The organism is Vibrio hippocampi (assembly GCF_921292975.1).
GTDB lineage: Bacteria > Pseudomonadota > Gammaproteobacteria > Enterobacterales > Vibrionaceae > Vibrio > Vibrio hippocampi.
Genome location: NZ_CAKLCM010000003.1, coordinates 1,238,258 through 1,250,396, shown reverse-complemented (window position 1 = coordinate 1,250,396; position 12,139 = coordinate 1,238,258). Strand labels below are relative to the sequence as shown.

11 protein-coding genes are annotated in these 12,139 nt (G+C 46.6%); 10 read left to right on the top strand and 1 reads right to left on the bottom strand.

Annotation, left to right across the window (positions count from 1 at the left end; all coding sequences use genetic code 11):
* Positions 1 to 18 precede the first annotated feature (18 nt).
* Positions 19 to 630: an AraC family transcriptional regulator gene (locus tag L9Q39_RS18555; protein WP_237486568.1), complete on the bottom strand. Its 612-nt coding sequence runs from the start codon at positions 628 to 630 to the stop codon at positions 19 to 21.
* A gap of 212 nt (positions 631 to 842) precedes the next feature.
* Between L9Q39_RS18555 and L9Q39_RS18550 the strand changes: the two genes are divergently transcribed.
* From L9Q39_RS18550 to ureC, 10 genes are all read left to right on the top strand, one after another.
* Positions 843 to 1,979 (top strand): 1-acyl-sn-glycerol-3-phosphate acyltransferase, encoded by a 1,137-nt coding sequence (locus tag L9Q39_RS18550; protein WP_237486567.1) that lies wholly within the window; start codon positions 843 to 845, stop codon positions 1,977 to 1,979.
* A gap of 748 nt (positions 1,980 to 2,727) precedes the next feature.
* Positions 2,728 to 4,014, top strand: a complete 1,287-nt coding sequence (urtA, locus tag L9Q39_RS18545) for an urea ABC transporter substrate-binding protein (RefSeq protein ID WP_435532853.1) — start codon at positions 2,728 to 2,730, stop codon at positions 4,012 to 4,014.
* A 209-nt stretch (positions 4,015 to 4,223) separates the two neighbouring features.
* Positions 4,224 to 5,849: an urea ABC transporter permease subunit UrtB gene (urtB, locus tag L9Q39_RS18540; RefSeq protein ID WP_237486566.1), complete on the top strand. Its 1,626-nt coding sequence runs from the start codon at positions 4,224 to 4,226 to the stop codon at positions 5,847 to 5,849.
* 25 nt (positions 5,850 to 5,874) lie between these two features.
* Complete coding sequence (gene urtC, locus L9Q39_RS18535) at positions 5,875 to 7,026, top strand: urea ABC transporter permease subunit UrtC (RefSeq protein WP_237487079.1); 1,152 nt, start codon at positions 5,875 to 5,877, stop codon at positions 7,024 to 7,026.
* Complete coding sequence (gene urtD, locus L9Q39_RS18530; protein WP_237486565.1) at positions 7,023 to 7,874, top strand: urea ABC transporter ATP-binding protein UrtD; 852 nt, start codon at positions 7,023 to 7,025, stop codon at positions 7,872 to 7,874. Before urtC ends, urtD begins: the two co-directional genes overlap by 4 nt.
* A 1-nt stretch (position 7,875) precedes the next feature.
* On the top strand, positions 7,876 to 8,571 hold the full coding sequence (urtE, locus tag L9Q39_RS18525) for an urea ABC transporter ATP-binding subunit UrtE (RefSeq protein ID WP_237486564.1): 696 nt from the start codon (positions 7,876 to 7,878) through the stop codon (positions 8,569 to 8,571).
* 2 nt (positions 8,572 to 8,573) lie between these two features.
* Entirely contained in the window at positions 8,574 to 9,482 is a 909-nt protein-coding gene (locus L9Q39_RS18520; RefSeq protein WP_435532864.1) for an urease accessory protein UreD, read from the top strand.
* 72 nt (positions 9,483 to 9,554) lie between these two features.
* Positions 9,555 to 9,857, top strand: a complete 303-nt coding sequence (gene ureA, locus L9Q39_RS18515) for an urease subunit gamma (protein ID WP_237486562.1) — start codon at positions 9,555 to 9,557, stop codon at positions 9,855 to 9,857.
* Positions 9,858 to 9,945: 88 nt separating this feature from the next.
* Complete coding sequence (locus L9Q39_RS18510) at positions 9,946 to 10,281, top strand: urease subunit beta (protein ID WP_237486561.1); 336 nt, start codon at positions 9,946 to 9,948, stop codon at positions 10,279 to 10,281.
* A 139-nt stretch (positions 10,282 to 10,420) separates the two neighbouring features.
* Complete coding sequence (gene ureC / locus L9Q39_RS18505) at positions 10,421 to 12,124, top strand: urease subunit alpha (protein ID WP_237486560.1); 1,704 nt, start codon at positions 10,421 to 10,423, stop codon at positions 12,122 to 12,124.
* Positions 12,125 to 12,139: the final 15 nt, after the last annotated feature.

The window sequence follows — 12,139 nt, the reverse complement described above, 5'->3', positions numbered from 1 at the left end:
CGTTTATCAATAGTTAGGCTATCGTGATGATTCGCTGGTGCCAAGTAACGTCTGACACAATGATTGATACAAGCTTAGATCACCTGCAAATAATGCTTGGCTAATCTTATCGGCTTTCGCGCCCGAAAGTGCCATTTTTCTGGCTTCACGAACCCTTAAAATAACATCGAGTTGCTTGGTTACTTGACGGTTGTCAGGACGCCACTGACTCACCTTTTGGCACAACTCAGTTTGTTCAAGTTTGGGTTTCAAGGATTTCACTTCATGGCGGGTCACTTGCAGCAGATCGGCTTGCACCTCAGCGGACACGCCTTGCGCCAATCTATCTAAAACAGCTTCGCATAACTTATCAAGTTTGACTTGCCCTGCTTGAAACGGAAATGTATCCAAAAGTCGAACAGAAAAGCAGAGGCGAGAAAGCGTGGTATTGGGCAGAATCGTCAAACTGGTTAAGCATTCCTGAGGTATCCAAAGTGAACTTCCCGCTTCAATCGTGTACTCAAGTTGACCTAGCTTGATAAATAGACTTCCTTTCTCGACACGCAATAGTTGGTTGCAGAGGGTTTTCTTACGCGCAGTGATGGTGAGGTAATCATAACAATCAGATGAAAATTCAATGGCTCGGTTCATAGTAATTTTTGCTATCAAGCTTAACAAGTGAGTGAAAACGGTCACAGGGTAGCGCGAGTCACTACACAAGCCAACAAAAACCGCCTTTTTGTCTATATTATGAACAATGCAGTAAGTTCGTGGTCTGACCTTATTGCAAATAGCATTAACTTAGCTGCGGTCTTTATTCAGGCAGCGTATGATAGCGCTGTGACTAATAAGATGTAATTAAAATGACAGACAACAACGACTTATATTCTGACATTCGTCCTTACAATGACGAAGAAATCCCATTGGCGATCAATCGTTTAATTAACGACGATGAATTTATCAACGCGATTGTCAATTATCGCTTTGCCAATCTTGCCCCTTGGTTGAGAAACATGACAAGCCCTTTGGTTAAGGTTTATCTCAAGTTTAAGTGGGCTAAATTAGACAGTGTTGACGCCGTACAACAAGAAGTTGAAAAGTATCTCAAGCAGACACTGGATGCGACAGCGACAGAGGTTGTTTTCAAAGGGTTGGATAAGTTAGATCCAAGCTCTCCTTACCTTTTTGTATCGAATCACCGTGACATCGCGATGGATCCTGCTTTGGTTAACTATGGCTTGTATAAGAGCAAACATAGAACCGTGCGCATAGCGATTGGCGATAACTTGCTAAAGAAGCCTTGTGCCACTGAACTGATGCGTATTAACAAAAGTTTTATTGTTAAACGTTCAGTTAAAGGCCCTAGAGAGATGATGAAAGCGTTAGGCACTTTGTCTTCCTACATCAAGCACTCTCTTGATACGGGTAATTCGGTGTGGATTGCACAACGTGAGGGGCGGGCAAAGGACGGCAATGACTTTACCGATCCGGCGATCCTCAAGATGTTTCATGTCGAAGGGCGTAAGCAAAAAGTCCCATTTGCAGATTATGCGCGTGGTTTAAAAATTGTGCCTGTTTCTATCTGCTATGAGAACGACCCTTGTGATATCGCTAAGGCAAAAGAGTTGTTTGAGAAAGAGACAAAAGGTGGCTATGAAAAAGGTGAATTTGAAGATATAGAAAGTATCGTCACTGGTATTGTGGGTCGTAAAGATCGTATCCATGTCTCTTTTGGTGACGTCATTGACCAAGACTTTGAAACACCAGAAGCGTTGGCGGCTGAAATTGATAGACAGATCCACTGCCACTACACCCTGTTCCCAATCAATAAATGGGCGGCGGGTATTGAGGATGAATCGGTGACGGCGCAAACCAAGCAACATCTTGCAGATAAACTTGCACAGCTACCAAAAGGTGCCGAGCAATATTTAATTGATAGCTACGCGAATCCGGTAAAAAATCGTCAACACGATATACAGCAAACGGAAGAGTGCGCTTAATTGCGTTAACTGCTTTCTTACATTCAGTTGCCGCTTTACAAATCATGGCGTGATGAGTTATCACTTTTCATACTCTTACGATGATTAAAAAGCCGACGTTGAAGGTTGTCGACAGTCAACGCGATAAACTTCCTAAACATAAAACCGCAGGTGAAGTCATCTGCGGTTTTTTTATTGCTCGCAACTGTTCCACGACCATTTATCTAGTCTTTTGCTTCTAAGGAAACTTGGAGATATCACTATCAAAACAAAATTTGGCAGTGATTAACTGTGGCTATTTGTCAGTCTGTGGGGGTATTGATAGGTAAGATATTTGATTGTTAGATTATTCTGTTGGGTGAATTTTTATGCGAACATGGCGTGCTGCAAGTGGGGTTGCATAGCCCGGTTGCCAGCTATGGATAGCGGCAGAATAGAACTTAAATTTGATGTAACATCGAAGTTTTTTTGAGCATGAATGATCATGGTGCATATGGCGAGTCAGTATAACGCTCTTGGCTTTCTAATTTTGACGGTATGGATCATTATGGTGAGAGCGTTATTGCACATGCACTATCACGATGCGCACCAGTTTGGATATTGGTGGATATTTTGGTGCGGATAAAGATTAAATATTTAAAATTCAATGTGTTACCAAGACTTCTGCCTCTAAGGAATTATTGGCACTCTTTTTGTACTGTTTTGTAATAGTTTAATAAGTCCATCTGGATAATATTGAATAAATATTCATTACAAGGAGAGCAGCACAATGAACATGACGTTCAAAACAAAACTAGCAGCAGCAGGACTATCTCTTGCTATGGTGCCAGCGATGGCAATGGCAGAAGAAACCATTAAGGTGGGTGTTCTTCACTCACTATCGGGCACGATGGCGATCAGTGAAACCACTCTTAAAGATACGGTGTTGATGCTGGTGGAAGAGCAAAACAAAAAAGGCGGTTTGCTGGGCAAAAAATTAGAAGCCGTTGTGGTTGACCCTGCTTCAAACTGGCCGCTATTTGCTGAGAAAGCACGTGAACTGATCGAAAAGGAAAAAGTTGACGTTGTGTTCGGTGGCTGGACTTCAGTATCACGTAAATCCATGTTGCCTGTTTTTGAAGAGCTCGACAGCATCCTGTTCTACCCAGTGCAGTATGAAGGTGAAGAATCGTCGAAAAACGTATTCTACACGGGTGCCGCGCCAAACCAACAAGCCATCCCTGCCGTTGATTACCTGATGGATGAACTGGGCGTTGAGCGTTGGGTACTTGCCGGTACGGACTATGTTTATCCACGTACTACCAACAAAATTCTTGAGTCCTACCTGAAAGATGCGGGTGTCGCTGAAGAAGATATCATGATCAATTACACCCCTTTTGGTCACTCTGACTGGCAGTCTATCGTATCGGATATCAAGAAGTTTGGTTCCGCAGGTAAGAAAACCGCAGTAGTTTCAACCATCAACGGCGATGCAAACGTCCCTTTCTATAAAGAGCTTGGTGCGCAAGGCATGTCTTCTGAAGATATTCCAGTTGTCGCGTTCTCTGTCGGTGAAGAAGAATTGTCAGGTATGGATACGTCGCCTCTTGTTGGTCACCTTGCGGCTTGGAACTACTTTATGAGTGTCGACACTGACGCAAACAGCGAGTTTGTTGAAGCGTGGCAGAAGTTTATTAAGAGCGAAGAGCGTGTAACCAATGACCCAATGGAAGCGCACTACATTGGCTTTAACATGTGGGCACAAGCTGTAACCAATGCTGGAACGACCGACGCAGAGCAAGTTCAAGATGCGTTGATCGGTGTGTCGGTTCCTAACCTTTCTGGCGGTTATTCAACCATGCTAGCTAACCACCACATTACTAAACCGGTATTGATTGGTGAAATCCAAGACGATGGTCAGTTCGATATTGTTTGGGAGACCACAGGTTTAGTGGCGGGTGATGCTTGGTCAAACTACCTGCCAGAATCCGCCAAGCTGTTCTCTAGCTGGGCTAAGCCGTTCTCGTGCGGTGCGTTTAACGTAGAGACTAGCAAATGTTCTGGCAGCGCCCAGTAATCCCTTTCTAGTTTTAGTGCTTCTATCGCTTTCGATAGAAGCACTTTTATTTTCTATCTGCATAGCACTCTATTTGCCTAGTTTTCGATTTGCATAGTTTCCTAGCTACATAGGCTCCTAGACGAATAGTTTCCTAGCAAAATAGTTTCTTAGCAAAATAGTTTCACGGAAGTTAGATAGAAAAATCAGATAGCAAAAAGGACACATTCATGAAAATAATGACATTTATTCTGAAAGTAGTCGTGTTCCTTATATTGAGCACGAAGCTTGCAGCTGCCAGTGTCACTGACATACAGAGCTTTACCGATGCCTTATTAGGCAAAAATAACACACAAAAGCAGCAAGCGATTGAGTGGCTAGTAAAGCAAAACCCTCCAACAACAGCGAAGCCCATTCTGACGGCATGGTTGGAAGGTGACCTGTTTTATTTTAACGACAAGTCAAGCGAGCATTATCGCGCCCTCTATATCAGCAGTAACATCAAAAAAGATCCAAGCGCATTGAATGCGTGGGATAGCTCTGAGTTGACGATCGAGAAATCTCGCCTGTTCAAAAAGGTTAGAGTCAATAACAAACTACGCGGTCTGATCCGTCTGGAGATTGCTGCACTGGGTCTGGACAGTGCTGACCCAACCACACGTTTATCAGCCGTGGAAGCCTTAATTGGTCAAACGGACGTGGCGGTGATCGAACGCTTGAACGAGAAGCAGCAGCAAGAAACTGACTCGGATGTACAGAACGCACTCACATTGGCATTAGCGGTCAGTGGTGCGCTTAATGCCAGCAGTGCATCGCAGCAAATAGCTGACATTGAAATCTTATCCGATTACAAACAGTCTGTTGTGCTACAGACCTTAAATAAGGTGTTGTCGAGCAGTGATAATGAAGCGGTGTTAGCCGCAGCGGAGAAAGGCTTAGGGAAATACCAGCAGAGTCAAAAATTCTACTCGGGTGTTGAAACGGTATTCTTCGGCTTGAGCCTTGGCTCGGTGTTAGTGTTAGCGGGTATCGGCTTAGCGATTACTTTTGGTGTGATGGGTGTCATCAATATGGCTCACGGTGAGCTCATTATGATCGGCGCTTACACTACCTATGTAATGCAGCAATTGTTGCCAAACTCTACGGGGACAGCCCTGCTATTGTCTATTCCGATGGCGTTTGTGGTATCGGGTCTGGTGGGGATCGTGATTGAACGCAGTGTGATCCGTCACCTTTATGGTCGTCCTTTAGAGACCTTATTGGCGACCTTTGGTATCAGCTTGATTCTCCAGCAAGCGGTACGCTCTATCTTCTCGCCATTAAATCGCTCGGTGAGTACACCGGAGTGGATGTCAGGTGCCATGCAGTTAAATCCAATGCTGTCTCTGACCTATAACCGTCTCTATATCATTCTATTCTGCATTTTAGTCTTTGTTGGACTGGTGATGATCCTCAAGAAAACTCCACTCGGTCTTCAAGTTCGCGCGGTGTCGCAAAACCGCGGTATGGCGCGTGCAATGGGCATTCGTTCTGAACGCGTTGATGCCATGACCTTTGGTTTGGGTTCGGGTGTGGCTGGTGTGGCTGGCGTTGCTTTGTCACAGCTCACCAACGTCGGTCCGAATATGGGACAGGCATATATTATCGACTCCTTTATGGTGGTGGTGTTTGGTGGCGTTGGAAACCTATGGGGAACCTTGGTTGCCGGGCTTAGCCTTGGCTTGTTCAATAAGATCCTTGAGCCCTGGGCTGGTGCCGTATTGGCAAAAATCTTAGTGCTGGTGTTTATCATCTTGTTTATTCAAAAACGCCCGCGTGGTCTATTCCCACAACGCGGTCGAGCGGCGGAAGGTTAAGGAGAGCAGTATGCAACCTCAAGGTATGCAGTCAAAATCCATCGTGTTATCTGCGTTGCGTGGTGACAAAGGCGGTCAAATTACCGTGTTGACCATTTTGGCGGCGATTATTTTTATTCCCATGGCAAACACCTTATTGCCAGTTGGGCATCCATTACACGTAGAGACCTTTACCATTTCTCTAATGGGTAAGTACCTCAGTTATGCGCTATTGGCGCTCGCAGTTGATCTGGTTTGGGGCTATTTAGGGATCTTAAGTCTCGGTCATGGTGCTTTTTTTGCGCTGGGTGGCTATGCCATGGGCATGTATTTGATGCGTCAGATCGGTGACCGAGGCGTGTATGGTAACCCCATTCTTCCTGACTTTATGGTGTTCTTAAACTGGCAAGAATTGCCTTGGTTCTGGCAAGGTTTTGACCAGTTTTGGTTTGCCTGCTTAATGGTGGTGTTAGTACCCGGCGCGTTAGCTTTTGTGTTTGGTTACTTGGCTTTTCGATCGCGGGTTTCTGGTGTCTATCTGTCGATCATGACTCAGGCGTTAACCTATGCCTTGATGCTGGCGTTTTTCCGCAATGAAATGGGCTTTGGTGGCAACAATGGATTGACGGACTTTAAGGACATATTAGGGTTTAGCTTGCAGCAAGACAGCACCAAGATAGCGCTGTTTATTGCAACGGGTGTGGCGCTGATTGTCAGCTATATCGTTTGCCGTAGCGTGATTAACAGTCGCTTGGGGCGTGTGGCGATGGCGATTCGCGATACCGAATCGAGAACCCGCTTTATGGGCTACGATGTCGATGGCATCAAGCTTTGGGTGTTTGTGTTATCGGCGGTGATTGCGGGTATTGCTGGTGCGCTTTATGTGCCGCAAGTAGGCATTATCAACCCCGGAGAGTTTGCACCACTGAACTCGATTGAGGTCGTCGTTTGGGTCGCACTTGGCGGTCGTGCCACGTTATTTGGTGCCATTGTGGGCGCTTTGGTGATCAATTACGCCAAGAGTTGGTTTACGGTGGAATTCCCAGAAGTGTGGTTGTTTGCACTCGGTGGATTGTTTGTGCTTTCGACCATGTATTTCCCGAAAGGCTTGATTGGTTTTATCAATGATAAGGTCGCTCAAGTGAAGCGGTCGGTGTCGAACAAAGACAAGGACAAAACAGAGGAGGTCACAGCATGACGGTACTGAATCGCGCTCAGCAACTTAAAGGCTCGGTACAAGAACTGACCCGCCGTGATCAGGTGTTTCCTTTCTTGAAACCGGAACATCATCCTTTAATTGATACGCGCCATAACGTCTTACTCTATGTCGAAGGCGTCAATAAGAGCTTCGATGGCTTCAAGGCGATTAATGATCTCAACCTTTATATCAAAGAGGGGGAATTGCGCTGCATCATTGGGCCAAATGGCGCAGGTAAGACGACCATGATGGATATCATTACCGGAAAAACCAAACCAGATTCTGGCAAGGTTTGGTTAGGCTCGAACATCAACTTGCTGGATATGAATGAATCGGAAATTGCCAATGCGGGCATCGGGCGTAAATTCCAAAAGCCGACCGTGATTGAATGTTTGACGGTGTGGCAAAACTTGGAATTAGCGATGTCCGGTGTGCGCTCGGTATGGGGAACCTATACCGCCAAAATGTCCGGTGAACAGTTGGATAAATTGGAGTCGGTGCTTGAGTTGATCCACCTTAAAGATTTATCCCGTTTAACGGCGGGTAATCTCTCTCATGGTCAGAAGCAGTGGCTAGAAATAGGCATGCTACTGATGCAAAACCCTAAATTACTTTTGGTTGATGAACCCGTTGCCGGTATGACGCACCAAGAGATGGACCGTACTTCGGAGCTGCTCAATTCATTGGCGGGTAAACATTCTGTGGTGGTCGTGGAACATGATATGGACTTTGTTCGCTCCATCGCCAGTCACGTTACCGTGCTGCACCAAGGTCATGTTTTAGCGGAAGGTACGATGGACCAAGTGCAAGCGCATCCGGAAGTGAAACAGGTTTATTTAGGGGAATAAGATGTTAGAGATTCAATCATTAAATCAGTTTTATGGCGAGAGCCATACACTTTGGGATCTGCAACTGACAGTTCCCGAGGGAAAGTGCACCGTGCTGATGGGGCGAAATGGCGTCGGAAAAACCACCTTGTTGCAGTGCATCATGGGCTTAGTCAAGGTAAAGAGTGGTGAGATCAGCTTAAACGGCGAGTCGTTGCTAAAACATGACGCAGAAGCCAGACCGAGACTGGGTATTGGTTATGTTCCTCAGGGGCGTCAGATCTTTCCAATGCTGACGGTACAAGAAAACCTTGAGGTCGGTCTGCCTATTCGTGCCAAAGGGGATCGCAAAATCCCAGAGTTTATCTTTGAGTTATTTCCGGTATTAAAGGAGATGCTGCATCGTCGAGGCGGTGACCTCTCCGGCGGTCAACAACAGCAGTTAGCGATTGGTCGCGCATTGGTGGTCAATCCCAAGCTATTGATCCTTGATGAGCCGACTGAGGGCATCCAACCTAATATCGTGCAAGAGATAGGTGACATCATTCGTATGCTAAATGAAAAGCTAGGGCTAACGGTATTGCTGGTCGAACAGAAGCTGCCGTTTGCGCGTAAGGTTGGCGATCAATTTTGTATTCTTGATCGCGGTCGTCAAGTGGCAACAGGTGAGATGGCACAGTTGAACGAAAAACTCATCAAGGAGTACCTCACAGTATGACAATGCTGGCACAACCTCAGGCTGATACGGATAACCTATCAGCCGGTTTGCCCCTTGGTGAAGTCATCGACGCTCATACCCAGTTTGGTTGGAAAGCCCAACTGGGTTTGACCTTTGTTGATCGGGGCGACAAAACCGTTTTAAAACATCGACAGCAAAAAGGACCGCTCGCGATTCAGCGACCGCTTTATCCCGAAGGGCACCCTTGCCATTGCTACTTATTGCACCCGCCCGGTGGCGTGGTAGGTGGTGATACCTTGCATATTCAGTGCGAGGCGAAAAGTGGCGCTAAAGTGGTGGTTACGACCCCCGGTGCTACTAAATTCTATCGTTCGGAATCCACTTACGCGAAACAGCAGCAAAACCTCAAAGTCGCTGCGGGTTCAAGGTTAGAGTGGATGCCTCAAGAAAACATCTTTTTCCCTGATGCTCATGTCAGGCTCGATACGAAAATTCATCTCGAATCGGGTGCACAATTTTTGGGCTGGGAAATGCACTGCTTTGGGCGACCTGCACTAAAAGAGGGATTCGACCAAGGGCATTTAATAGGAAAAACAGAGGTTTACCTTGACGATGAGTTACTTCTTTTGGAAGGGGTTAACTTTGATGGTAATGATAACCTTATGAAAAGTATAGGAATAATCAATTATTCCATGGTGGGTACTTTGATCATTTCCGCAGACGATGAAGATTTTTATCAATTGGTACAGAGTTTGCTCATTAAGGTGCATAAAGAGTACGAACCCGAAACCTTAGTGATTGCAGCGACTCAGCTAGAAGGATTGGTTGTGGTGCGAGCGTTGTCAAATTGGAGCGAAGTGATGTTAAACAGCTTTACCCAAGTTTGGCAATTGACACGCCAATATTGGCAAGGCGAAGTCCCGACGCCACCGCGTATTTGGGCGACTTGATGACTGACTCAGTAGATGCACCACAGTAGCAATAAAAATCACAGTAGCAATAAAAATATAGTGGGATAAAAAATGGAATTAACACCAAGAGAAAAGGACAAATTGCTGATCTTCTGTGCCGGTCTGCTGGCGCAGCAGCGTAAAGAAAAAGGCTTAAAGCTGAACTATCCAGAGTCTATCGCTTATATCTCTAGTGCAATTTTAGAGGGCGCAAGAGAGGGCAAAACGGTATCAGAATTGATGGATTTCGGTAGGACACTGCTTACCTCTGAGGATGTAATGGAAGGGGTCGCTTCGATGATTCCCGATGTGCAAGTGGAAGCGACATTTCCAGACGGAACCAAGTTGGTTACGGTACATGAGCCTATCGTTTAGCCAGTCAACGGCATTATCAATACCCTAAGCAGATTAAAGCGAATTAAAGCGAATTAAAGCGGATTAAAGCAGATTAAGGAAAGTACCCATGGCAGCAGCAAGTCAGCACTATTCAGGGATGGTACCCGGGCAAGTGGAAACCGCCTCAGGAGAGATCGAAATCAACACCGATCGTCAATGCATCACGATCAAGGTCGAGAACCTTGGCGATAGACCAGTACAAATCGGCTCCCATTACCATTTTTATGAAGTGAACAATGCCTTAAGTTTTGACCGTGATAAGGCACTTGGCTTTCGCTTGAATATTCCAGCAGGGACCGCGACGCGTTTTGAACCGGGGCAATCGAGAACGGTAGAGTTGGTGGCTTTTGCCGGCAAACGTGAAGTCTATGGTTTCCAAGGTAAGGTGATGGGCCGTATTTAGTTGCCAGTAGCAAGTTCGTGGCGATATCAGCCAGTGGGTGATATCAAACAGCTCGGGATATCAACAAGTAACTGGCGATATCAAGGATTTCGATGACATGGGCATGCGCTCATAAAAAACAATCAACAAGGATAAGTTAATGGCACGTATCTCTAGACAGGCATACGCCGAGATGTTTGGGCCTACAGTCGGCGATAGGGTTCGCCTAGCCGACACAGAATTGTGGCTAGAAGTAGAAAAAGACTTCACCGTGTATGGGGATGAGGTCAAATTTGGTGGCGGTAAGGTAATTCGTGATGGTATGGGTCAGAGCCAACGACCTAGCAGCGAAACCCCCGATTTGGTGATCACCAACGCCGTTGTGCTTGATTACTGGGGAATCGTCAAAGCGGATGTCGCCGTCAAAGACGGTCGCATTATGGCGATTGGTAAGGCGGGCAACCCAGATATTCAACCCGGCGTCACCATAGTGATCGGTCCCGGCACTGAAGTGCTGGCAGGTGAAGGCTCGATATTGACCGCAGGTGGCATTGATTCACATATTCACTTTATCTGTCCACAGCAGATTGAAGAAGCATTGGCTTCAGGTGTCACGACTATGATTGGTGGCGGCACGGGTCCTAACACAGGGACCAACGCCACAACCTGTACTCCGGGACCTTGGAACATGCATCGCATGCTGGAATCTCTGGATCAGTTTCCAATGAACTTTGGTCTATTAGGCAAGGGTAACGCCAGTCAACCAGACGCATTGACCGAGCAAGTCGCTGCTGGTGCAGTGGGACTTAAGTTACATGAAGACTGGGGAACGACGCCAGCGTCTATCGACACCTGCTTGACCGTGGCGGACGAAATGGATGTGCAGGTTGCCATTCATACCGATACCTTGAATGAATCGGGCTTTGTCGAATCGACATTAGGCGCAATCGGTGATCGTGTGATCCACACCTATCACACAGAAGGCGCGGGTGGTGGTCATGCGCCTGACATTATCAAAGCTGCTGGCGAGTCCAATGTTTTGCCCTCCTCAACCAACCCTACTCGTCCTTATACCGTCAATACGGTGGATGAGCATTTAGATATGCTGATGGTGTGTCACCACTTATCTCCTTCCATAGCAGAAGATGTCGCTTTTGCTGAGTCACGTATTCGTCGTGAAACCATCGCTGCTGAGGACATTCTGCATGACCTCGGTGCGTTCTCTATGATCGCCTCGGATTCACAAGCAATGGGGCGTGTAGGTGAAGTGATCACTCGTACTTGGCAAACCGCACATAAGATGAAAGTGCAGAGAGGCAGTCTAAAAGAAGATTCGAGCTACAGTGATAACTTCCGTTTAAAACGCTATATCGCTAAGTACACCATCAACCCGGCGATCACGCATGGTATGGCCCATGAAGTTGGCTCGATTGAAGTGGGTAAGTTGGCGGATCTTGTGCTTTGGAAACCGGCATTTTTTGGCGTTAAGCCAAGTGTCATTTTGAAAGGTGGCATGATCGCTATGGCACCGATGGGCGATCCCAATGCGTCTATCCCAACCCCGCAGCCGGTTCATTACCGCTCTATGTTTGGTAGTTATGGCAAGGCGTCGCAAAACACTTCCATGCTGTTTGTTTCTCAGGCCGCGTCACAAGCCGGTATCGCCGACCAACTGGGTTTAGGAAGCCAGATTGGTGTGGTGTCAAACTGTCGCACCATCAGTAAAGCCGATATGAAGCTCAATGACTGGCAGCCAAATATTGAAGTTGACTCGCAGACCTATCAGGTGCGTGCCGACGGAGAGTTATTAATCTGTGAACCGGCAGAAGTCTTGCCGATGGCACAACGTTACTTCCTATTTTAATCATTGACTTAGAAC